19 protein-coding genes are annotated in these 24,385 nt (G+C 53.4%); 16 read left to right on the plus strand and 3 right to left on the minus strand.

Annotated features, from left to right (window positions below):
- Positions 1–1,170: 1,170 nt before the first annotated feature.
- From AC2IAX_RS01495 to AC2IAX_RS01505, 3 genes are all read left to right on the plus strand, one after another.
- Entirely contained in the window at positions 1,171–1,671 is a 501-nt protein-coding gene (locus AC2IAX_RS01495) for a GNAT family N-acetyltransferase (protein WP_494389011.1), read from the plus strand.
- Positions 1,672–1,716: 45 nt separating this feature from the next.
- Positions 1,717–3,936 carry a lytic transglycosylase domain-containing protein gene (locus tag AC2IAX_RS01500; RefSeq protein WP_494389012.1) on the plus strand — a complete coding sequence of 740 codons (2,220 nt, stop codon included), beginning with the start codon at positions 1,717–1,719 and terminating at the stop codon, positions 3,934–3,936.
- Between the two features lie 450 nt (positions 3,937–4,386).
- Complete coding sequence (locus tag AC2IAX_RS01505; RefSeq protein ID WP_494389013.1) at positions 4,387–5,967, plus strand: adenosine deaminase family protein; 1,581 nt, start codon at positions 4,387–4,389, stop codon at positions 5,965–5,967.
- A gap of 21 nt (positions 5,968–5,988) precedes the next feature.
- Here the strand turns inward: AC2IAX_RS01505 and AC2IAX_RS01510 are convergent, their stop codons facing one another.
- A complete protein-coding gene (locus AC2IAX_RS01510) occupies positions 5,989–6,534 on the minus strand; it encodes a Uma2 family endonuclease (protein WP_494389014.1) in 546 nt (181 codons plus the stop codon).
- Between the two features lie 36 nt (positions 6,535–6,570).
- Complete coding sequence (locus tag AC2IAX_RS01515; protein ID WP_494389015.1) at positions 6,571–7,116, minus strand: Uma2 family endonuclease; 546 nt, start codon at positions 7,114–7,116, stop codon at positions 6,571–6,573.
- 282 nt (positions 7,117–7,398) lie between these two features.
- Here AC2IAX_RS01515 and AC2IAX_RS01520 point away from each other — a divergent pair, with 282 nt between their 5' ends.
- The 8 genes from AC2IAX_RS01520 (at position 7,399) to AC2IAX_RS01555 (ending at position 18,069) form a co-directional block, all read left to right on the plus strand.
- Positions 7,399–9,606 carry a phosphoketolase family protein gene (locus tag AC2IAX_RS01520; protein ID WP_494389016.1) on the plus strand — a complete coding sequence of 736 codons (2,208 nt, stop codon included), beginning with the start codon at positions 7,399–7,401 and terminating at the stop codon, positions 9,604–9,606.
- Between the two features lie 267 nt (positions 9,607–9,873).
- On the plus strand, positions 9,874–12,084 hold the full coding sequence (locus AC2IAX_RS01525) for an nSTAND3 domain-containing NTPase (RefSeq protein ID WP_494389017.1): 2,211 nt from the start codon (positions 9,874–9,876) through the stop codon (positions 12,082–12,084).
- Between the two features lie 160 nt (positions 12,085–12,244).
- Positions 12,245–13,192 (plus strand): DNA adenine methylase, encoded by a 948-nt coding sequence (locus tag AC2IAX_RS01530; RefSeq protein WP_494389018.1) that lies wholly within the window; start codon positions 12,245–12,247, stop codon positions 13,190–13,192.
- Positions 13,164–13,898 (plus strand): HNH endonuclease, encoded by a 735-nt coding sequence (locus tag AC2IAX_RS01535; protein WP_494389019.1) that lies wholly within the window; start codon positions 13,164–13,166, stop codon positions 13,896–13,898. The genes AC2IAX_RS01530 and AC2IAX_RS01535 overlap by 29 nt, the downstream gene beginning before the upstream one ends.
- A gap of 325 nt (positions 13,899–14,223) precedes the next feature.
- Complete coding sequence (locus AC2IAX_RS01540) at positions 14,224–14,529, plus strand: hypothetical protein (RefSeq protein WP_494389020.1); 306 nt, start codon at positions 14,224–14,226, stop codon at positions 14,527–14,529.
- A gap of 313 nt (positions 14,530–14,842) precedes the next feature.
- A complete protein-coding gene (locus tag AC2IAX_RS01545; RefSeq protein WP_494389021.1) occupies positions 14,843–15,292 on the plus strand; it encodes a hypothetical protein in 450 nt (149 codons plus the stop codon).
- Between the two features lie 108 nt (positions 15,293–15,400).
- Positions 15,401–15,640, plus strand: coding sequence for a helix-turn-helix domain-containing protein (locus AC2IAX_RS01550; RefSeq protein ID WP_494389022.1), 240 nt, complete (start codon positions 15,401–15,403; stop codon positions 15,638–15,640).
- 410 nt (positions 15,641–16,050) lie between these two features.
- The gene (locus tag AC2IAX_RS01555) at positions 16,051–18,069 is read left to right on the plus strand and encodes a sensor histidine kinase (RefSeq protein WP_494389023.1); all 2,019 of its coding nucleotides are present in this window, start codon (positions 16,051–16,053) and stop codon (positions 18,067–18,069) included.
- Between the two features lie 81 nt (positions 18,070–18,150).
- Here the strand turns inward: AC2IAX_RS01555 and AC2IAX_RS01560 are convergent, their stop codons facing one another.
- Positions 18,151–18,858, minus strand: a complete 708-nt coding sequence (locus tag AC2IAX_RS01560) for a GDSL-type esterase/lipase family protein (protein WP_494390249.1) — start codon at positions 18,856–18,858, stop codon at positions 18,151–18,153.
- A gap of 385 nt (positions 18,859–19,243) precedes the next feature.
- On the opposite strand from AC2IAX_RS01560, the gene AC2IAX_RS01565 reads away from it, so the two are divergent.
- The 5 genes from AC2IAX_RS01565 (at position 19,244) to AC2IAX_RS01585 (ending at position 24,367) form a co-directional block, all read left to right on the plus strand.
- The gene (locus AC2IAX_RS01565; protein ID WP_494389024.1) at positions 19,244–20,335 is read left to right on the plus strand and encodes an anthranilate phosphoribosyltransferase family protein; all 1,092 of its coding nucleotides are present in this window, start codon (positions 19,244–19,246) and stop codon (positions 20,333–20,335) included.
- A 313-nt stretch (positions 20,336–20,648) separates the two neighbouring features.
- Positions 20,649–21,272: a DUF3172 domain-containing protein gene (locus AC2IAX_RS01570; protein WP_494389025.1), complete on the plus strand. Its 624-nt coding sequence runs from the start codon at positions 20,649–20,651 to the stop codon at positions 21,270–21,272.
- A 27-nt stretch (positions 21,273–21,299) separates the two neighbouring features.
- Entirely contained in the window at positions 21,300–22,292 is a 993-nt protein-coding gene (locus AC2IAX_RS01575; RefSeq protein ID WP_494389026.1) for a Ycf66 family protein, read from the plus strand.
- A gap of 180 nt (positions 22,293–22,472) precedes the next feature.
- Positions 22,473–23,267, plus strand: a complete 795-nt coding sequence (locus tag AC2IAX_RS01580; protein ID WP_494389027.1) for an ABC transporter ATP-binding protein — start codon at positions 22,473–22,475, stop codon at positions 23,265–23,267.
- A gap of 266 nt (positions 23,268–23,533) precedes the next feature.
- Complete coding sequence (locus AC2IAX_RS01585) at positions 23,534–24,367, plus strand: ABC transporter permease (RefSeq protein ID WP_494389028.1); 834 nt, start codon at positions 23,534–23,536, stop codon at positions 24,365–24,367.
- Positions 24,368–24,385 lie beyond the last annotated feature (18 nt).

Consider the following 24,385-nt stretch of genomic DNA (forward strand, 5'->3'; position numbering starts at 1 on the left):
CCAAAATCCAACATCATCAATCGTCGTCAAATGCAAGTCAAATCCAAATCAAACAGCAATCAGAGAGGAATTAGGGAGCCTCCTAAGTCGTCAGAAATGTTTGAGGCGAAATGTTTGAGACTTTGAGATATCGAAAGGGTGACCCGTAATGTTCAGTGGAGCCAGCGAGTTAATTAGAACTCAAGCCAGCCATCAACATCATCAAGATCGAAAAGCCGAGAAAACCTGTCTTCAGGTGCCAGCAGTTCCACAAAACAAGCAAGAACTGACTGATCAAACGATCAATGAGAAACAGCGAACCGCAAAATCGTGAAAAGCCAACTGCGAAAGACGGATAACCAACTGTGCTTTAGCTGAGCTAACTAATTGGCTAACGAATTGGCTAATTACTGTTTTAGCCAACTAAGACTTCCGAGGGGATTCTGATTCAGAATCAATGACAATGCTGCATGTTACAAGCCCAGCAAAACCACTAGGGTTTTGGTTAACGAACAGAGCCACACAATCTATGTAGCCCTCTACGAAACAAGGAAATAACTTGAAACGATGGTTAAGGGAGTTAACTAACTAGGTTGTCTAGCGCTAACTGATCTGATTCTAATGGGTTTGATCCCCACAGGTTCAAATAATTCGCAACTGTTAGAAAACGCGATCTATAGCAATAAAGGGGTCGGAAATGGGACTTTTTAGTTGCGATTTACTTACAAATAGTGATGAACCCAATAGTGCTTGCTGGCGAGTTGGGGAAAACTTCCCTGATCGCCCTCCATATGTCAGGCATTCCGGCAAGGACTGATCCCGGCTGGCTGATCCCGGCGTTCGGATTGAGTGCAGACAAAGACCGATCCAGATTCCAGACAAGGGGTTTTAACTCCTTGCCCCGATCGCGCCCTTGATCCCGATCGGGCGCTGGCAGGGGGGCGATACATTCCCGGCAGCCATTGCCCAACACCCTACCAGAGACAAATTAGGGATCGATTAGGGACAGGTTAGAGACTGATTAGGGACAGGTTTTGGAGCAAGGGATATTGGAAATAATTTTGGAAGGAACTTTGGAAGGAATTTTGGGCCGATCGAACCTGGCTGCATTTCCGTGTGCCAGGACGCTGCCAAAGTTGGGATGGGTCGTTTACCATCAACTGCAATTGTCGTTGTTTGCCTGCGACTGCCATGCCTCTCGATTGCAGCCATATTCAGTTTCGCGATCGCGCCGAAGAGATTGATTTTGACCAACTCCATCAACTGTTTCAGGACACGGCATTTTGGGCGCGCGATCGCCGCCGAGAGGACGTGGAATTGGCTGTGGCCAACAGTTTGCCGGTCATTAGCGCTTGGGATGGCGATCGGTTGATTGGGTTTGCCCGGGCCACCTCCGATGGCATCTATCGGGCCACGATTTGGGATGTGGTGGTTCATCCCACCTATCAAGGGGCTGGCATTGGGCGCAAATTGGTGCAAACGGTTTTGGCGCACCCGCAACTCTGCCGGGTGGAGCGAGTCTATTTAATGACCACCAATCAACAGGCGTTTTATGAGCGGATTGGTTTCCAGGAAAACCAAAGCACCACCATGGTGTTGTTGAATCAACCCTTGATTGAACCCTTGCCGACTTGCCAAGGGGCCGAGGTGGTGTCGGTGGCGGAGGTGGTGGCCCAACCCACATCGGCCTAGGGACTGCGGCACAATGGCTAGAGTGTCTTGCGATCGAGGCCGGCCGTGAAGTTTGCAACTTGGACAATGGGTTTACGTCACCTGTGGCGCGATCGCCCTTGGGTGGTGGGTTTGGGCGCTGCGGGAGCGGTGGCCTTGGGGGTTGGCGCGGCCCTGTCGCCCATGGGGGATTGGTTGGCCAATCGTCAGGCTAACCAATCTCCCGCAACAGGTTTAACCGAAGTGGCCGCGGCCCGAATTCACCAAGAAACGCCCAGTCCCGAGGCCACGGATCCCAAAGCGCCCAAAGTGCCTCCCCTGACGGAACTGGCGGAATCGGCCAACCCTTTGACTCGATCGGGCGCACGCTATGTGCTGGCCACGGAAGCCCTGAGCGTCAAAGACCATGCAACGGCCCTGAAGTGGCTAGAAAAAGCTGATGATCCGGTGCTGTTGGCTCCGGTGTTGGCGCTGCGGGCCCAGGCACAACTCCAAGGGGGCGATCGGGCGGGGGCCAGCCAAACCTGGCAAGCCCTGCTGAAGCAATTTCCCCAGGATCCGGCCACGGCGGAAGCGCTCTATGGATTGGGTCAACAGGATCCCAAATGGCTCGATCGCCTGGTGGCGGCCGATTCCCCCTGGAAATCGCATCCCCGGGCGATCGCGGTGGCCAAGCAACGGTTAGCCCAAACGCCCGATCGCCCCGATTGGTTTCTATATCTATTGCGCCATGCCCCCGATGCGCGGGATGTGGGTAACTATCTGGGGCCCCTAGAAAGTCAGTTCGCCACCGCCATCACCCCCGCCGATTGGGCCACGATCGGGCGGATTTATTGGGATCGTCGTCAATACGCCAAGGCCGGCGATGCCTACGCCAAAGCCACCCCCAGCCCCCTCCATGCCTATCGGGCCGGGCGGGGGGCCCAACTGGGCGGCAAACGGCCCGAGGCGATCGCCCGCTATCGTCGGCTGATTCAGCAATTTCCCCAAGCTCCGGAAGCGGCCTTTGGCATGACCCGTTTGGCCCGGTTAGTGCCGCCGGCCGAAGGCTTGGCCCTGCTCGATCGCGCCCTGGCCAACCCCACCCATGCCCCTCGGGCCCTGTTGGAGCGAGTGCGGATCCTGAAAAATCAGCAACAGCCCACCACGGCCGATCGCGATCGACTCTTCAAAACCTTCAGCAACAGCGACGCGGCCGGCGATTTGCGCTGGCAACTGGCCGAGGAAGCCGCCGCCACCAGCCCCCAAGCGGCCCGCCAATGGGCGATCGCCCTGGTGCAACAGAACCCTGAGCATGAAGATGCCCCCCGGGCCAGCTTTTGGGCCGGACAATGGGCCGCCCAGTTGGGAGACCAAGCCGCCGCCCAAGCGGCCTACCGCCACACCCTGCAACAGTATCCCGAGTCTTACTACGCCTGGCGATCGGCCGTGAAGTTGGGGTTACCGGTCGGAGATTTCACCACCATTCGATCGGGGCAACCCACCCTGCAGCCGCCGCCCCCCCGCGCCTCCCTACCTGCCGGATCGCCCACCCTGCAAGCGCTCTATCAACTGGAGCAAGACCGCGCCGCCTTTGACTATTGGCAAACGGAATTCCAAAACCGCAACCAGCCCACCTTTGCAGAGCAATACACAGACGGCACGTTGCGACTGGGCAATGGCGATTATTTAGCCGGTCTTTTTGCCCTGGCTAATTTGCGGTGGCGCGAGGAACCGGGCGATCGGGAACAGTTTGCGGCCGCCCGCCGAGACTTGAACTATTGGCGGCGGCTCTATCCCCGTCCCTATTGGGATCCGATCGCCGCCGGGGCCCGGGCCCAAAACCTGAATCCGGCCCTCGTGTTGGGGCTAATTCGCCAAGAGTCCCACTTTGAACGTGATATCCGCTCGATCGCCAATGCCGTGGGCTTAATGCAGGTGTTGCCTTCTACGGGCGAATGGGTGGCCAACAAAATCGGCTTCAAGGATTACAGCCTGGAAAATCCCCCGGACAACATCAAACTCGGTACTTGGTTTTTGGACTACACGCACCGGGAATATGACAACAACAGTTTGCTAGCCGTGGCCGCCTACAACGCTGGGCCGGGGAATGTAAACCGCTGGGTGAAGCAATTTGGCACGGCAGATCTCGATCGATTTGTGGAGCAAATTCCCTTTTCGGAAACGCGCGGTTACGTGGAAAACGTGTTGGGCAATTATTGGAATTATCTACGGCTCTACAACCCGGAAACCAAAGCAATTTTGCAACCGTTTCAAGCTGATTCCAAACCCAAGAATAGCCCCTAAAGGATGCTTAAAAAGCCAAATCAGGCCAAATACCGATCTGCTTACAGCCTTTACCTCAAACGATTGGTACGTCAGATCGCAGATGATACGAAGCTGTTAGTCGGTGGGCATTGCTCACCCTACAGTCTGCTGTACTTATTAAGCGAGGTAAGGGCTGTATCACTCCATTAATCAACAAAAAAGGGCTTCAGGCTATTAATCAAATCACCCAAAATCTTGAGATTGCCGCCATGAAATCACGTGGAACAAGGGGCTTAAGCCCCTTGTTGGCGAGATAAACGATGTAAATAATGAATAATTTCCAGAAAGATATTGCAAATCTTGGCTGATTTTCAGACGGATATTGAAAACAAAAATTTAAATTTATTTAGAATCTGAATGCGGTTGAATGATTGAGCAGAAATTAGCGGTACAGTTCACCCAAATTCCCCCACCGACCCCCGGTTTTCCATGCCCAAACTTTCCTCCTTCGCTGTTTTATGGGGACTGTTGCTTGGCTCTGGCCTGGTTGTTTCCAGCGTTGCCGCCCAAGAAGCTCCCGTAAACCCGCGATCGCGCCGTGATGCCGAAGCCCAAGTGAGCCAATGGTTGGAGCAGCACCGCGCCAGTCCTCCTGCGATTCGGGCCTTTGTGCAGCGAATGCCGAAAGGGGGCGACATTCATACGCACCTGAGCGGGGCCGTTTATGCGGAGCGTTATCTGGAGTGGGCCGCCGCCGATGGCTACTGCATTGATCCCCAGGCCCTGACCCTGATTCAACCGAGTGCCTGTGGCCAAAACAGCCGCTATTTTCCCGCCTCGCAGTTGCCCAATCGTCCTGACACCTACGATGCCCTGATTAATCTGTGGTCAACCCGCAATCTGCCCTTTGCCAATCGATCGGGCCATGATCAATTTTTCCAGGCGTTTGGCGGCTTTTCGGAGATTTCTTCTACTCCGTCGCGCCAGGACGACATGGTGGCCGAAGTGGCCAATCGCGCCGCTGATCAGCATATTTTCTATTTAGAACTGTTGATGACCGTTCAAGGCGCTGAAGTGCGTCAACTGGGGCGGGCCGTGGGCTGGAGTGGCGACTTTGCCCAGATGCGGCGCGCGTTGCTCGGTCGCGGCCTAATGGAGCTGGTCACCCGAGGCAGCCAAGAGGTGGCGAATCTTGAACGCCAGGTCGCCAGCACTTTACGCTGCGATACGCCCATGGCCCAACCGGGCTGTGAAGTGACGGTGCGCTATTTGCAACAAACCACACGCACCAAAGCACCTGAGGAAGTGTTTGCCCAATTTGTCTATGCCTTTGAGTTGGCCAAAGCGAACTCCCGCGTTGTGGGTATCAACTTAGTTGCCCCAGAAGATAACCCGGTGGCCCTGCGCGACTACCAGCAACAAATGCAGATGTTGCAATTTCTAAAAACGCAGTTTCCGGAAGTCAAAATTTCCCTTCATGCGGGGGAACTAACCCTGGGCTTAGTGCCACCCAATGATCTGCGTTTTCATATTCGGCAAGCGGTGGAAGTGGCTCAGGCCAGTCGCATTGGCCATGGAGTGAGCATTCTCTATGAAAACAACCCCTTTCAACTGATGGCAGAAATGCGCAAACGAGGGGTGTTAGTCGAAATTTGCCTCACCAGCAATGAGGTGATTTTGAATGTGGCTGGCAACCAACATCCCTTCCGCGAATATCTCGCGGCCGGTGTGCCCATGACGTTGGCTTCCGATGATGAGGGCATTGCTCGCATTGATTTGAGCAACGAGTATGGATTGGCAATCTTGCGCTATCAGTTGAGCTATGCCGATCTCAAACGGTTGGCGCGCAATAGTTTGGAATATAGTTTCCTCTCGGGAGCCAGTCTCTGGAATTCGTCAAACTTTGACACAGTGACTGCCGCTTGTGCCCAAGATTCGCCCAACGTTGCCGCCATTTCGGCCGGGTGTCAGGGCTTTTTGGCCCAGAACGATCGCGCCCGGGTGCAGTGGAAACTGGAGTCTGAGTTTGCCCAATTTGAAGCCTTGCCCTCGTTTCGCACCGGCCCATAGCGCAGGAAACTCCCGATTTTCCTACGGTTGAAAGAGCTGGGCCAGGTCGATCGCACAGTCCGGGAAGGCCAGCGGCGCGATCGGGCGATCGCTCACCATTTCCTCTTGGCTGTAGCGGCCCGCCTCCGGTTGCCGGAACACCACCACCCGCCGATTCACCAAATCCACCACCCAATATTCCGGAATTCCCACCCGCGCGTAGAGATCCCGCTTGTGGGTCAAATCCGTGGCTAGGGTCGATCGAGCAATTTCCACCACCCAAAACAGATCCGCTGGCCCCGGATGGCGATCGCGAAAGGCCGATTGGGGCAACCGAACAATGGCCAAATCCGGCTCCGGTTCCGAGTCATCCAGCGTAATCGGGTGTGCCTCACTAATCCAAGCCCGATCGCGCAACAGCACCCGCAGCCGATCGCCCAAACTGCTGCATTGGTAGCGGTGTTCTGGCCCTTCCGGTGACATTTCAATAATTTGCCCGTTCAACAGTTCCACGCGGCGATCGACCAACAGGCCCGCCGCAATCATTTGGTGATATTCCGCCACAGTCCATCGCGCCAGGGTCAACATAATTGATTGCGTTGTCGCGTCATCAAGCGGCAGACTCTACGGTTGAAAGAGCTGGGTCAGGTCGATCGCACAGTCCGGGAAGGCCAGCGGCGCGATCGGGCGATCGCTCACCGTTTCCGCTTGGCTGTAGCGGCCCGCTTCCGGTTGCCGGAACACCACCACCCGCCGATTCACCAAATCCACCACCCAATATTCCGGAATTCCCACCCGCGCGTAGAGATCCCGCTTGTGGGTCAAATCCGTGGCCAGGGTCGATCGGGCAATTTCCACCACCCAAAACAGATCCGCCGCGCCGGGATGTCGTTGGACAAATTGGGATCGATCGCCCCGCACCACGGCAATATCCGGCTCCGGTTCCGAATGGTCTAGGGTAATCGGTCGTGCTTCCCGCACATAGGCTCGCCCCCGCAGGCGATCGCGCAGCCACTCCGCCAGGGTTTCGCCGCGATAGGTATGCTCCGGCCCTTCCGGTGACATTTCAATAATTTGCCCGTTCAACAGTTCCACGCGGCGATCAACCAACAGGCCCGCCGCGATCATTTGGTGATATTCCGCCACGGTCCATTGCGCCAGGGTCAACATAGGCGACCAGTTTCGATCGGGGAATTGCCCCCAGTCTATCAACAGGGTTGATGGGTTAGGGCGCGGCGTTTTGGGTCTGGACTAGGGCGGCAAATTCAGCGAGAGACTGCCGCAATCGATCGCCTGCTGATCGTCCAGCCCCCAGTACAACGGGTCGTTAAGGGGCCGGTTTCGATCGTCCTGAGTTGATCGTCCTGAGACTTTAGCAACATCAAGGTTGTAAAATATCGCCTCAAGACTGGCCTTACAGTCGAGAGAGTCGAACCACTAGGTGAATTGCCCATGACCGCCACAACCCCCGCACCCACGACCACGCCTGCGTTTTGCGACGGCATTCAATACTTCGGTGCGCCTTGGCCCGAATTTGACATCCTGGGTGCTGCGCCAGCCGTGGATGCGACCACAGGGGCGATCGCCAGCCCGAGCGATCGAGCGGCGGCCTTCCAAACTCTCCTGGCGGCCGATGCCCTGCGTTACCTGATCGTGCAGATGACCGCCAGCAAGGAATCGGGCCACCCCGGCGGCTATGCCAGCTCTGCCGATGTGATGGCGGCGCTGATCATGCTCGGTTACAAGAACTTCACCACCGAAGTGGGCCACCACGCCCCCGGTTTCTATTCCCAGGTGTTCTTGGATCGATCGCTCGAAGCCATGGGCATCACGACGGTGCAGCAATTGCGCGATCGATTCCGCGAAACCCACGGCCTGCTCGGCCACCTGTCGGGGCAAATTCCCGGCCTGCTGGCCCCCGCCGGCCCCCTCGGCCAGGGTCAGCACTTCGCCATGGCCGGGGCCAAGCTGTTCCCCGGCACGCTCTTCCCCGTGACGATCGGGGATGGCGGCCTGGGCGAACCCTACATCATGAGCAGCTTTGGCCACTTCAATACCGCCTATCCGCAGGCTACGAACTTCCTGCCGATTCTGATTTGGAACGGCTACAGCCAAGAGCACCACAGCATGGTCTCCACCAAATCCAACGCCGCCATGGAAGCCTACTGGCGCGGCAATGGCTTTGAAGAAGTGGTGCTGCTGGATGCCAAGGACTTCGACGATGCCAACCAACCGGGCGATTACGTCGATAGCACCCAGTTTTCCTTTGCCCAGCGATTGGTGTTTGCCCAGGCAGTGCTGGAAGCCACCGACCAAGCCGCGAAACTGGCCTTGGGCGGCAAGCTGACGGTGTTGATCATCAAGCAACTGAAGGGCGCGGGCGTACACAAGCGCGGTGCTCAGTCCCACAACCTCTATCCCGGCGACAACCTGGAGCGGGACTACATTGTGGCGGCCCTGAAGGAGCGGGCCCTGTCGCCGGAGGCTTGGCAACTGGTGCGGACGAACTTTGAGCGATCGGGCGGTGGCCCGGCGGCTCAGGTGGCCGTGACCGAAAAGGTGCGCCCCCTAGCGGATTTGGGCAAGCTGAACCTGGTGGAATTCCCGGCCGGCGAAAAGAAGGTTTCGACCACGGCCATGGGCGATGTGGTGGTGCAGGTGGGTCAAGCCGATCCCGACTTCATCGTCACCAACGCCGACGGCAACGCCGCCTCGGGGATCAACAACATCAATGTGGGCCTGAAAATCGTTCACCCGACCACCGACCCCATCTATTTCCAACAGCCCGATGGTCAGGTGTATGAACCCCTGAACGAGGATGCCTGCGCCGGGTTGGCGGTGGGGCAAGCCCTGTTTGGGGCGCGATCGCTCTGGTGTTCCTACGAATCCTTTGCGATCAACGGGCTACCGATTTGGCAAACCGTCACCCAAGCCATGGCCGAGTTGCGCCGCCCCACGCCCGCCACGGTTTGCCTGTTCACGGCGGGCGCGTTGGAGCAGGGCCGCAACGGCTGGACGCACCAACGCCCGGAAATCGAAAACTACTTCGCGGCGATGATGCGCAACGGCAACATCTTCCCGCTGTTCCCCTGCGATGCCAACAGCACCCAGGCTTGCTATGAGTGGGCGCTGGCTCAGGTGAACAAGGGGATCACGATTACGGTCAGCAAGTCGCCGCTGCCGATCGTTTCGACCTTTGAGCAAACGCGCCAAGCCTTGCGGGATGGTGGTTTTGTGCTGCAAGAAACGCCCGGTGAGAAAACCGTGGTCTTGGCGGTGATTGGTGACATGACCCTGACTCCGGCGCTGGCGGCCGCTGAACAACTGGCGGCCCAGGGGATCGGTTCGCGGATCGTGTCGGTGATTAGCCCCCGTCGCCTCTACCGATCGACCGATGTGGCCGTGGAGATGTGCTCGGAGCCGGATGCGCACTTTGTGGATGATGCGACGTTCGATCGCCTGTTTGGTGGTGATGCGTTGTTGGGTGTGACCGGCGGTACGAGTGCGATGCTGGAGCCGATCGTCCTGCGCAGCACGGCCCCGCGCGATGTGTTCGCCTGGAAGCGCGGCGAAACGACGGCCACCGCTGGCCAACTGATGGGCCTGAACGGTCTGACGGCGGAGAACCTGGTGAAACGGGCGATCGCGCTGTTGGGTTAGGGCTGTGACGCTTCCAGGGCGATCGTTGCGGTAGAAGTTCTATAGGTGGGGGTATTATCTCGCAACTGCGGGGTAATACCCTTTCTTTGTACCGGAGTTACGTCGTTTGTAGCAAAGGCGCGAGTTTTTCCTAGCAAGCCCCATTCAAAAGTGAACTCCGCGTCACTTGCATATTTGGTAGATGACATGTTCGCGCTACACAACCTTGGCTGGAACGATTTTCAGCGACTATGTCTGACAATCACAAGGGCGATCCTGGGACAGACAGTGGAGTCGTTTCTCGATTCGGGCGATGGCGGGAGGGATGGTGCATTCACGGGCACGTGGAGCGCCACGGGACGGGAAAGCCTTAGCGGCGCTTTCGTAATCCAGTGCAAGTTCACCAGCAGGATCAACTACGTCCTGAGAACATCCGATCTGTCGGACGAAGTCGAAAAGGTCAAGAAGCTTGTCGGGCAGGGACTTTGCGACTCCTACGTACTCATGACGAACGCAGGTGTATCCGGTACTGGAAACGCAAAGATCAAGGCCCTCTTCAAGGGTGCCGGGGTGAAGCACGTCGAGACGTTCGGTTCCACCTGGATAAACCAGCAAATTCTTGAGAACAAGCACCTCCGTATGCTCGTCCCGCGAGTGTACGGACTAGGAGACTTAAGCCAGATTCTCGACGAGCGCGCCTACATCCAGGCTCGAACTATCCTTGAATCGATGCGCGAGGATCTCGCCAAGGTCGTCGTCACCGATGCCTACAGGAAAGCCGTCGACGCGATCAGCAATCATAGTTTCGTGTTGCTCATCGGTGAGGCTGCTGCCGGCAAGACGACCATCGCATCCCTGCTGGCAATGGCGGCACTCGACCAGTGGAACGCCTCGCCGCTCAAGCTCGACGATCCCGGCAAGGTCACTGAGCACTGGAATCCGAATGAGCCGTCGCAGTTCTTCTGGCTGGACGACGCTTTCGGAGTGACCCAGTACGAGGATTTCCTAGTCCACCGCTGGAATCACATCTTGCCGCAAATCCGACCGATGCTCCGCCGAGGGGCGAAGATCGTCATGACCTCCCGCGACTACATTTACAACCGTGCGCGCAAAGACCTGAAGGAGAGTGCGTTTCCGTTGCTTAAGGAGAGCCAAGTCGTGATCGATGTTCAAGACCTGTCCGCCGAAGAAAAACGCCAGATCTTGTACAACCATCTCAAGCTTGGAAGACAGCCACGCTCCTTCCGAACCGAGATCAAGCCTTACCTTGAGGATGTCGCGAGCCATCCACGTTTCATCCCAGAAACGGCGCGACGTATGGGCGATCCACTTTTCACGAAGGACTTGTTCATCAATAAGTATCACATCAGTCAGTTCGTCGAGAGGTGCGAGCAACTTCTCCAGGAGGTGCTTCAGGGCCTCGATGCCGACAGTAAGGCGGCTCTCGCACTGGTCTACATGCGCAATAGCCGTCTGGAAAGTCCGATCCAACTCCGACCCTCAGAGACACAGGCTCTTGAGCGTCTCGGTAGCGATCTGGGCGGATGCGTCGCTGCGCTCGATGCCATGAAGGGTAGTCTTGTTCTGCTCTCTCACGCAAGCGGCGAATATGTCTGGCAGTTCAAGCATCCAACTATCGGCGATGCGTACGCGGCAATTCTGGTTCAGAGTCCAGAGCACCTTGGCATCTACATGGAGGGCAGCGCGCCTGAGCGCCTGGTCGATCAAGTGACTTGCGGCGATGTCGGCATCGAAAAAGCGGTCGTAGTGCCGAAGTCATTGTTTCCACAGATGCTCGCTAAACTTGAGGAAATGTCGCGAAGCAAGTCGTATAAGTCCGACTGGCTATCGACATGGGGCGCGAAGCGAGACTTACAAAGATTTCTCGCTCGTCGTTGCTCCAAGGAGTTCCTATCGTTGTATCTACAGGGCAATCCCGGCTTGCTCGACCAAGTCGCCGAACCCGGACTGTTCCTCGATGCCGTACCAGAGGTGCGCCTAGCACAGCGCCTCCATGAAGTCGGGCTCCTGCCGGAGGAGAAGAGGAAGAAGTTCGTTGAGACGGTGAGCAATTACGCTGTTGAGGGGGATGACACGGACGCTCTAGAAGACGATGAAATCCGAAGCCTTTTCACCGATCGTGAATTCGAGGACTTGGTGAGAAGGGTGCGAACAGAACTTCTGCCGCAGCTTGGCAATGTCCGGCGTGATTGGGAATTCAACCATCCTTCAGGCGAGCCGCCCGAAGAGTATATGCAGCGGTTTCTCGATCTACTTGACTCTCTCAAGAAGCGATTCGGCGATGACGAGAGTGCAGCCAAAGTAATCGATCGTGAAATACAGCGTACGAACGAATGGATTAACGAAAATACGTTAGAGGAACCCGAGAGATCCCCTCGAAAATTGGGACAAGTCGAAGCGCAAGAAAGGCCGCAAAGCACGCGCAGTATCTTTGACGATATCGACGCGAATGATGGGTCTGAACGGTCTGACGGCTGAGAACCTGATGAAACGGGCGATCATTGCAGCCGAATGAATTGTTAGTCGTCTTAGACTCCAGCCTCACCACTTCGATCGCCCTTGAAAAAATGCTTGAATTAAGCGATAAGCTCGAACTATCCTAATCAGCCGCTGTAAGATCATTTGTCCTTGTATGACGATGGCAAACCTACCCCACTTCATTCAATATCAAGGCAGCAAAAGGAAGCTAGCAAAGCACATCCTCCAGTTCTTTCCAAAAAAAATCAATAGGCTAGTAGAGCCTTTTGCTGGAACTGCTGCAATTAGTGTTGCTACGTCCGCAAGTCAAATCACCCAGAGTTTTTGGTTAAACGATCTGAACCATCCGCTCATCAAGCTCCTAGAACTAGCTGTAGAAAAACCAGACGAAATAGCCGATTTTTACTTAGAGCTATGGAATAAACAACATCCCAATTCTGTAGACCATTACTTTGAAGTCAGATCAAAATTCAATGAGACCAACGATCCAAAACTACTTCTTTATCTACTAGCAAGGTGCGTTAAAGGTTCGGTTCGCTACAATTCTGAAGGATTGTTTAACCAAAGTCCGGACAAAAGACGCAAAGGAACACGACCCGAAACAATGAGAAAAAATATAATCGGTGTTTCTAGTTTGCTCAAAAGCAAATGTAAATTTACTAATTTGGATTACCGAGAGGTATTAGAGCAAATTCAAGAAGGTGATTTTATCTATATGGATCCTCCGTATCAAGGTGTATGTGGAAATAGAGATTCAAGATATTTGTCTGGGATAGACTTCGATGATTTTGTGTTAGCGCTTGAACAGCTAAATTGCAAAGGATCTGCATTTATCATCAGTTATGACGGTAAATTGGGTGACAAGGCGTTTGGCAAAGTTCTTCCTAAGCGCTTAAACCTTGAAAAAATCGAAATCGAAGTTGGCAGATCTTCACAGTCTACCTTACTAGGCAAATCGGAAAATACAATTGAGTCGCTGTACTTGTCGCCAAGTTTATCCAAAAACTTAATGAATACTAAAATCTATGGTTTTAGCTATATTGACCAACAACCAAAGCAGCTAACCCTTTTGGAAACACATGGAGAATTCACAGCAGCTACCCGATGAATTCCTGGAACTTTGCCGTTCTGTAACAGCAAAGAGACCGAAAGCAGTCATTGACCACATCTTGCAACACGGATTTATTACAACTGAGGAATTAAAAGAAACTTACGGTTATAACCATCCTCCAAGAGCAGCTAGAGATGTCAGAGAAAGTGGTATCCCATTAGAAACTTTTCGTGTTACTGGAAGCGATGGCAGAAAAATAGCTGCATATCGATTTGGAGATATTAGCAAGACAAGATTCACTCGCCTTTCTGGCAGAACAGGTTTATCCAAGCAGATTAAAGAGGCACTGATTAGCAGATATGGATGTAGGTGCTTTATTTATCTTGAAGAGGTTAATCAACGCGAATTACAAATTGATCATCGTGTCCCTTTTGAAGTTGCTGGTGAGCCGGATCTAGTCCCAGAAAACTTCATGTTACTTTGTGGCTCAGCTAACCGGGCCAAGTCGTGGTCATGCGAACATTGCGAAAACTGGAACAGCATTAAGGATAAATCTATTTGTCTATCTTGCTACTGGGCTTATCCAGAAAGCTATGAGCATATTGCAATGCGGCAGATCAGAAGAATAGATCTGCTTTGGGAAGGAGATGACACTGAGATTTATGAAAGGCTCAAGCAAAGGGCTGTCAGTGTTGAGAAGGAACTGCCTGAGTTTGTCAAAGAGATTATTGAGCGTGAGATTGAACGTGATGGCGACGACTAACACCATGCTGGAGCCGATCGCCCTGCGCGATGTGTTTGCCTGGAAGCGCGGCGAAACGACGGCCACCGCTGGCTAACTGATGGGCCTGAACGGTCTGACGGCTGAGAACCTGGTGAAACGGGCGATCGCACTTCTGGGCTAGGGCTATGACGATCCCAGGGCGATCGTTGCGGTAGAAGTTCTACAAGTGGGGGTATTATCTCGCAACTGCGGGATAATACCCTTCATACTGAAATTACACTGCAACTGCTTGACAACGCTCTGCTGAAAGAGTCATCCCGCAGCTGCGGTCTAATAAATAGTTAGGTGTCATTCGCACGTCTCTATGAATTCCAAGCACCAACAGTTAGTTGAGGTTCTCCGAGAGGCGCGCCAGTTCCTCTCGCGGCCCGACAACAACTTTGATTGGTCTTCATGGAAGGATGCACCGGCAGCACTTCGAGAGATTGACAGCATTGTTTCTCGCATTGAGTCTGGCGACATACCCAAGCGTTCCAACATTGAGCTTTTGTTTCTTCCCACCGGCCCAATCCAGGAGGTCAGTGTAAGCAGTGGTTGGGGGCAGGAGTTCTGCGAGCTTGCCAGCCGTTTCGACACCGCGATTGCGAGAGCCTACGATGAAGACGTTTGATGGGCCTCAACGGTCTGACGGTGGAAAACCTGGTGAAACAGGCGATCGCGCTGTTGGGTTAGGGCTGTGACGATTCCAGGGTGATCGTTACAACAAAAGTATGATAATTGATGACATTATTTCGCCACTGCTGCACAACACTCTGCTGAAAGAGTTGTCAAGCAACTGCGATCTAATCATTTAATCAATAGTTTTCCTGCTTCAGAAAGAGGTTATAGACTTGTTTGATAGACTCTTTGTCAGCGATCAAGGTTAATAGCTTTCAGATTAAAGGTTGAAAGCACATCTGTACTATTGAGAATGAGGTAGAAAATTGGGCTATATCACTAGTGATCGACAAAAGTATGAATCGATCTTGAGAGATTTTGTTGGAAAGACTTGTCACCATTCAATTGCGTGTAATTCCATCAAAATCAGATTTGAAAAAAAAGACAAATTAAAAAGGCAAGGTTACATTTGGATTGACCCACCTTGGTCATTTATGCAGAATGGAGAACTGATTGCAGATGCCTACTTGTGCCCACATTATGAAGATATTGACTACAGACTAAGATTTCAAGAGTGGTGCAATCTATTTCATCCGTTAAATCAAAGCATATTTACAGGGTACGAATTTTTGGAAGACAACAGTCTTCACTTGTCTTTTCATGATTCTTACCAGATTCATATTCCAAAGTATGAAGACTGTTCCAATGATGAGGATCCAGAACAATGGTACTTACAGTGGTACGCAAGCCCATTTCAAGAAGAGCAAGCTAATTGATAAGCACCAGCAGTACAAAAATCGAGAGCTTCAAAACAATAATGCTAAACACCAGTTACGTAGCGGCTCTTGACCAAGCGATCGACCCACTCGCTTTGACCCACGAGGATGATTCGGTTGCAGCAATACAACATCGCCCAAAATCGCTTAGCGGTGGCGATGGGCATCAATCGCGCCACTATTAGCCATTGGTTCGCAGAAACGCGCGACCCAACGGCGGAATCGATTCCGGCGATCGTGGATGCGCTGGAGCAGTTGAACCCAAAGGCGGCGCGGGCCTTTGTTGAGGCCTATTTGGGCCGGGCGATCGGGGCGCTGGCTCCTAAAGACGCTGAGGACGAGGGCTGAGCGGGAACGGTCGGAAAAGCATGACACGAAACACCCCAGAATGAATCCGCTGTCCAGCGTCAGCGGACGAGGGCTGTGGGTATTGGTCGGGCGACCAAGGGCGGGCTGCCGATGAGCTGTTGATTAGGTCATTCAACAGTTAATTGATCGTGGGCAAAAATATTAACTCCTGTTAGATTTGTTGTATCTTTCTCAGTCGAATTTAAAAATTTGGCATCCATAAATTTAGGATTCAATTATGTTTTTATACCTCGTGATTTTGCCACATGCTTGAGCCAGCGTTTCAGACTAGGTTTTCTTTAGTTAAAGAGGTGCTTCTTTATACTTTGAACAGTCCGCCACTGAGGCTACTGGGCTAAGCAATGACAAGCCATTCAACCCAAAACGGTCTAACTGTTCCGGCTAAATCAATGAAATTTGGACTTCGTTCGATCGGCACTCGCTTGTTTGTGGCGGTGATTTCTGCCGCCTCCATTGGTCTCGGCAGCTTAGGGTATTTATTTTATAGTGAGCTGAAATCCGTTCGGATTTTGCAACTAACTTCGGAAACGGATAATAAGGTTCGGCATCTCGATGCGGAGCTGCTCAGTGGTGAAACTTTTTTAAAAAGTTTGGTTTCCGCAACGATTTTCTTGCACGATAGTGGTGTGCGATCGCCCGAGGCCTACGAGAAATTAGTACTTTCATTTATGTCAGCTCGTCCTAAACTGATCACCGGATTTGGGGTGATGCAGTTCCCCAAGGGCTTGGTCGATCGCGAGTGGTTTGGCCCCTATGTTGAAGAATCTATTCCCGATCGCGGGGTTACTCTTACTCAAGATCCTAGATTTACATTGGTTGATCTATGGGAAGTCGATCAGTATCCAAAACTGCAATACTTCAGAGACGCGGTTAAGGCCGATCGCTACCTTTGGTCAAAGCCTTATATGAATGATAATTATCCCATTCCACTCATGACCTTTTCAGGAACGATCCGAAATCAAAAAGGTCAGCTAATTGCTGTAATGAACGGAGATATTAATATTGATGATCTTAATAAAGACATTGATGCTGGCGATCTTAATTTAAGTCAAGATGATCTTTCGTTCAATAACAATGGCTATTATGCTCTAATCACAAAAAATGGGCAACTCTTGAGCTATTCTCTTGATCCTCGTAAGGCTGCCCAATTGGCTAATGTTTCATCCATTCCATCCCTAAAACCTGTTTGGGAACAAATTCTTTCCCGAGTCAATCAGGGCATTGAAAAATCACATTTTGAATCTGATTCGATTTATTGGGTTTATCAAACAGTTCCCAGAACTCAATGGGTGATGCTGGAGGCTATTCCTTACGAGGCTATTGCCAAACCTGCCCTATTGGGAGCTATCAGCGCCACGATCATTGCAGCATTTCTGTTGTTGCTGGTTGTTTGGTTATTCATTCGATTTTTAAATCGCCGTTTGCAACCCATTTTAGATGTTTGCGATCGCATGATCGAGAATCATGAAAACGCCAACCATTCACAGGATGAAATTAGCCATTTATCCGATGTCTTTTTCAGCATGGTGAATCAACAACAGAGCCTTCTGCAAAGGTTACAAAAAGCCAATAATCAACTCACGCAGTCAAATCGACTGAAAGACAATTTTTTGGCAACCATGAGCCACGAACTCCGCACTCCCTTAAACACAATTTTGGGAGTGGCGGAGATTTTGCAAGAGGGCATCTTTGGCAGTGTTAATAAGCAGCAATGCAAAGCACTAGAGAATATTGAAAAAAGTGGCGCGCATCTTCTGGATTTAATTAACGATATTTTGGATATTGCCAAGATCGAATCGGAGTTTTTGGAGCTAAATTGCACGACCGTTGCGATCGGGCCACTTTGCACATCAAGCTTGGCATTCATTCAGCCCCAAGCCGAACAAAAGAATATTCAACTGGAAGTTAATCTATCGCCTAATTTGCCAGATTTATATATCGATGAACGTCGTATCCGCCAGGTTTTGTTGAATTTGCTCAATAATGCCTTTAAATTTACGCCGGAGGGCGGACGCATCACCCTAGAAGTGACTTGCCAAAAGAAAGAGGGCGAGAATGAGGCGGAAAAAAATGGAGAATTACAAAAATATTTTGTGCGAATTTCAATCACTGATACGGGTATTGGGATTGCACCAGAGGATATTAAGCGTCTTTTTCAGCCGTTTGTGCAAATTGACAGTGCCCTCAATCGTAAATATGAGGGGACGGGTCTGGGCTTGGCTCTGGTGAAGCGGATTGTTGAGCTTCACGGTGGTCGTGTGGGGGTGACCAGTGAAGTTAATGTGGGTAGTTGTTTTACGATCGAGTTGCCCTATATCGAAACACGATTTTTCGTGGCACAGGAACGGGAAACTGAGCCAAATTTACAGAGCAACATAGACAAGAAATTGAAGTTTCTGGCCCCATGATAGTTAGCGCTGGGGAAGGGACTCAAAATACTTGTCCAATTTCCTCGGGGTAATCGGAAATTCAGGGATCTGCGAAATTTTCTAGGTGATCGGCTTGGTGTCCATGGCGGCAAGTTGGGCGATCGGTTGCCATGCGGTCACATCAGCCAGGAGACTTTCATAGCCCAAATCATTAGGATGCAAGCCATCGGAACCGAGGCGCTGTTCAACCCAGGACGCTCCGCGCGCAAGCCACAATTCAAAACAGTCTAAAAATGGAATCCGCCGCGCCTCACAGGCCCGACGGATCACTTCTTTATGTTGGTACTGATCGGCGTGGTTGTAATACAAACACTCTAAAAAAGGCATTTTGCTGGGGTTGACGGGAATCATACCCACAAACAAAACGGGGCAGAGACCCTGGGCCCGATCGAGCAAGGCTTCCACTTGGGGCCCAAAAATTTCAATGGGAGTCATGGTTTTACCGTCGGCCCGGCCCACTCGCGGCGAATCATTGGTGCCCACGGAAAGAATCAGGCGATCGGGCAGGCGATTGCGCAACTCGCCCCGGCTCCGAAATTCCAACTCCAGTCGATCGCTCACTTGGGCCACCTTGTCGCCCCGAACACCCAAGTTATAAATCACATGGCCGGCTGAGTCGGGAGCCATCCACTGGCGGCGCAACCGTTCAACCCAACCACCGCCACTGAGATCGCCGTAGCCATAAATCACACTGTCGCCCATGGCAATGATGCGGAGGGGTTGCGGTTGCTTGGGCCGAAATGGAGTCACCACGGCGTTATGGCGCATGACAGGAGACGCGATCGGGGCTTGCATAGGCTGCGGCGTGGAACGCGATCGAGAAAGGAATTGAGCCGGAATGTATCACTGCTGAGACGCTTGAGGCAATCACCCATCCCTAATCATCCTGACAGTGAGGTTGCGCCTGGCTCCGGGACAAAGGGGCCGATCGGGACAGTTTTGGCGACGGTGGCGGCTGATGGGCCCGGTTGGGGCAAGTCCGGTTTAAGCCAAAAGCACGCAACAGGCTACATCGGCCACCAAAGGAGTTTGCTAATCTCTCGATCGCCCTTGATAATACGCCCCGGATCGCCCCGACCGCCTCTCCCGCAAAACTCCACCGAATCATCCTGAGTCTCGTCCTCAATAACCCGCAAGTAACCCGCCGTTTCCCATGAGCAAAGTCTTCCGCGAGCTGCTGAAAACCATCGGCAGCGGGCCCCACACAGGCAAAAATTTGGATCGATCGCAGGCCGCCGAAGCCATGCGACTGATGTTGACCCAGGCGGCCACCCCAGCCCAAATTGGTGCATTTCTGATTGCCCATCGGATTAAGCGGCCCACGGGGGAAGAGTTGGCGGGCATGTTGGATGCTTATGCTGAGTTGGGGCCGCGCTTCGGGCCGATCGCCCTTGATCGGCCCTTGGTCAGCTTTGGAATTCCCTACGACGGGCGATCGCGCACGGCCCCTTTGGGGATTGCCACGGGGTTGATCCTGGCGGCGGCGGGGTTTCCCTTGCTGTTCCATGGGGGCGATCGCATGGCCACGAAGTATGGCATCACCCTCACGGAACTATGGCAGGCCTTGGGTTTGGATTGGACTCGGGCCAGTTGGGAGCAGGTGGAACGGTGCTTGGCAGAGCAGGGTTTAACCTACTGCTATGTGCCGAAGCATTTTCCCGAAACCGTGCCCCTGGCGGCCTACCGCGATGAAATTGGCAAACGGCCGCCCCTGGCCACCCTGGAGCTGCTTTGGTCGCCCTACCAAGGGCCCCAACATCGGGTGATGGGGTTTGTGCATCCGCCCACGGAACAGATGATGCGTGATGCCTTGGCGCTGCATCAAATTGAGTCTTTCACCACGGTCAAGGGCCTCGAAGGCAGTCCCGATTTACCGCACGATCGGACGGTGATCACAGGGTTGGGGCAGCCGGGCCGGTTCGATCGCCTCTGTCTCAATCCCTGGGATTTGGGATATAGCCAAGGCAATCTGCCCTTGGGGACGGCCGCTGAATGGGCTGAAAACCTGAGTTCCCTGTTCCAAGGGAGTCATGGTCAAGATCACCCCTGGCGCACCAGTGTGATTTGGAATGCGGGTTTTTATCTTTGGCGACTGAACAGCGCTGGCTCCGATCGCCCTACTGACTTCATGGATTCAACGCCATTGAAGGATGGCTTGGCCCAAGCGGCCACAATTTTGGATCAAGGATTGGCCTGGCAAAAGCTTTTGGATCTGCGATCCCATCTGATGACGATCACCAAATAGGCAACCTAACCCAACCCCCAAACCGGTTAACCATCCCGGCCCAGAGGGGTCTGGCTCCCATGTTAGACTCGCATGTGACTCATCAAAACGATCGACTATCGCTCCTCTGCACACGAGCGTCCCATCGGTGGGGCGCTTTTTCGTAGGCAAGCGATCGATTGCAAGATACCAGACTCATTGAAATTTTAGGGTTGGGGATCCCGATCGGGGCCCCATGAAATAGACAAACCATGCATCAATCCAGACTGGATCAATCTAGACTGAGATTCAGATTGATTATCAGTAAATTCCTATCGGTGATTAACCATTGGCTATGAACCGCAAACGGCAACCCGCCCGCGATCCCTACCGCGATCGCGACAGTTATCGCAGTGATTATCGGGGAAGCGCTCGCGAGTCAGCCGGGCGCGACGTGGAACGCGAACCGCGATCGGAAGGGCGATCGCCCGAACCACCCAAGAAAAAAGGCTTTAACTACACGGTGGTGGCGATTTTGGCCGGCGTGTTCATCCTGGGGATGGGCGTGGGCATTGGGTTCAGCTCTTCGGCCAGTGTTGATCCGCAAAACGTGGCTTCGCGGGAATTTATCGATCGGGCGGCTCCCAATCCGGAACTCTGCGCCCAATTTGGAGCCAGCGCCATTTCCATGAATGCGCGCATTTTCGTGACCCTCAGCCCCTTCAGTGTTTACGTGTCCCAGCCGGAAATGCAACCCGGTTGCGTCATGCGCAGCAACAACTGGGCCGTGCTGCAACAACGGGGCGTGGTGACAGATAAGCAGGTTTCCGAATGCAAAAACCGGATGAACACCTTTGCGTTCACCGGCAGCATTGACAGCAAGCCCCGAGTGGACTGTGTTTATCAAAACGATTCGGCGGGGAACCTGTTCTTGAATCAGCCCGGCGTGGTTCCGGCCCAAGAAAGCGATCGTTTCTAGCGTGATCCACGGGGGAATAAAGACGGGATGTTGGCGTATGGATTGGCGATTTTAGTGGCGCTCGGGAGCCTGTTGCTCTACGCGATCGCCCTGCGGTTTCCGATCCTGTCACGGCGTAGTGACGTGATTTGGAGCAGCTTTGGCCTGTTTTATGCCCTCGTGTTGTGGGTTTGCAGTGGTCAACTGCATGGGGCCGTGCTCCTCAGCCAAGGGGTGGTGGTGGGGCTGATCGCCTGGCAAGGGTGGCAAACCTTAGTATTGCGCGAACAAGTGGCGCGATCGAGCCTCGATGAAGTTCTGATTGCCGCGTTGCCTCAGTTCGATCGCTGGGCCGGGCTGCTGAATCTCTTTCGCCCCAGCCAGCCTAACCTGACCGGTTGGCAAGCCTTCCGCCAATCGCTCACCGGTTTGGGGATTGTGCTTTGGCTCCAGATCCAGGGCCAATTGGCCAACCTGCGAGCTTCTCGATCTCCCGCCGGCAGTCCGGCCCCAACACCCAACTCAGCACCCAACCCAGCCTCCAAACCAACGCCCAGCCCAACGCCACCCCCGACCAACGCCGCTCCCGCGCCGCCCGCTCCGGTGAGCACCACCACAGGCAGCGAGGGGCAAAGTGCAGGGCAACCGGTTTATGTGCGCAAAAAATATCGTCAACCGCCGGACGGTGCGCCCCCGAACCAAGCTGCACCATCGCCCGCTCCCTTGCCCGAGCCTGCCGCTGAGGGTTCCAAACCCGTTTACGTGCGCAAAAAATATCGTCAGGCCCTGGAAAACCCATCCTCTGCCCCCACCCCCAGTGAGGATCCCGTAGCTCCCGCCAATGCAGCGGCGGATTCACCGTCGCCCGCTGCCACAAAGCCGGACAATTCAGCACCGATCGCCTCCAAGACACCCAGACCCAGACCCACCCCCTCGCGCACGGTCAAACTCGACGGGGCTAATTTGCCCGATGAAGTGGTGGTGGATTACGAAGAGTTGCCCCCGCGCCCACCGCGGCCCCGTCGTCCACCGGCCGGGTAAGGGGAGTTTGGGTGGTTCGGGAGGAACCGATTCGCGCTCCTTCGCTTCCCAGACGGGTCAAAGCAAGCCGCTACAATGGTTAACAGCCGTGCTGAACGGTCGTTGGCCGCGTTCCGGTGAACAGCAGGAGCCAACCATGCTGGTTAACAGCGCTGAAGTTTGTTTTTGAGTGCCTGCCCCGTGAGTTCCACCCTTCCTCCAGCGCGATCGACCTTGCAACCCGCCATTTCCCTGAGCAACGTCACCAAGGCTTTTTCCACGGGAACCGTTGCCCTGCAAGACGTATCCCTCACGATCCACGAGGGTGAGTTTTTGAGCTTGGTGGGGCCCTCCGGTTGTGGGAAAAGCACCATTTTGAGCTTGATTGCGGGTCTGAGCAGCCCCACCCAAGGTGATTTGACTTGGCAGATGCCAGACGCTCGCCGGAATTTGGCCTTTGTGTTCCAAGATGCTGCCCTGTTGCCTTGGGCGACAGTGCAAGAAAATATTCGGTTGCCGTTGAAGTTGGCGGGAATTTCCCGATCGGCTAGCGAAGACCGTGTGGCGGAGGCGATCGAGCTGGTGGGGCTACAGGGGTTTGAAAAATCCTTTCCCCGGCAACTATCCGGCGGGATGAAAATGCGGGTTTCGATCGCCCGGGCGATCGTCACCCAACCCAAGGTGTTGTTGATGGATGAACCCTTTGGGGCCCTGGATGAAATTACCCGCAACAAACTGAACGAAGACGTGATGAACCTGTGGCATCAAAAGCGCTGGACGATCGCTTTTGTCACCCACAACATCTATGAAGCGGTTTATCTATCAACGCGGGTGGCAGTAATGGGGGTTAATCCCGGGCGGATCGTCACGGAGCTGGATATTCCCGAACCCTATCCCCGATCGGAAACGTTTCGTCAATCCCCAACTTTTGGTCAATATCGCTATCAATTGGCGGAAGCCTTGGCCCTCGGAATGGGTGCGACGGTTCCTTTGTAAGGGTGTCAATGGGAATGGTGCAAATGTCAATTTTGCGAATTTGCCCCAATTTACCCAAATTTACTCAAAATCAACTGAGCATTGACTGAGCTTGAATTGCAAAATTCCGGTTTTGAATGGCTGGGAAACTCCCTAAAATTATTCCAGAACCGCCCAGTGACCCCTTAAAAACTGCTTGAGAATTGCTGAAAAACCGCTGAAAGATCGGTTTTGAGCATTCCTTCCTGATCCTGAATCTTCTGAATTATTCCCGAAATTTAAAACCTATGAGTCGCAGTCGTTCTTCCCTAATTCCCAAGCGATCGCTCATTCAACGTGTTTTTTCCGCCGACGTGTTGGCCCCCTTGGGGGTGGGATTGGCTTTTCTGTTGGCTTGGGATTTATTTGTCCAAATCACCGGACTGCCACCCTATCTACTCCCTCGGCCTGGTTTGGTGTTGCAAACCCTTTTTGAAAACTGGAATGAGCTGTTTTCTTCCTTGATGGTGACGCTGCAAATTACGGTCATTGCATTTTTGGCGGCGGCGGTTTCTGGCCTAGGGATTTCCGTGCTGTTTACGGTGAACAAGTGGATTGAACGAAGCCTGTTTCCCTATGCGGTGATTTTGCAAACCACACCCTTGGTGGCGATCGCGCCGCTGATTGTGATTTGGCTCAAGGATAATACGCTAGGTGCATTGGTGCTTTGTGCCTGGATTGCGGCCTTTTTTCCAGTTGTCGCTAACACCACCCTGGGGCTAAACAGCGTCGATCGCAACCTAACTAATCTCTTCAAGCTCTATAACACCAATCCCTGGCAACGATTAATTTATCTCCGGTTACCCAGCGCGTTGCCCTACTTTTTAGGGGGCTTACGAATCAGCGGTGGCCTGTCACTCATTGGGGCCGTGGTGGCGGAATTTGTGGCCGGAACCGGTGGCGCAAAATCGGGAATTGCCTATCAAATTCTGATTGCCAGTTACAATCTGCAAATTCCGAAAATGTTTGCAGCATTGTTATTGGTGACGGGCTTGGGGATTGTGATTTTTGTGGGTCTTTCGGCCCTGTCCGATGCCCTTCTCAAAGATTGGCATGAAAGTGCCGTGAAGCAGGAAAGTTAGGTGGCTTGCAAGTGCTTG

The organism is Limnothrix sp. HT2024, from assembly GCF_059138625.1.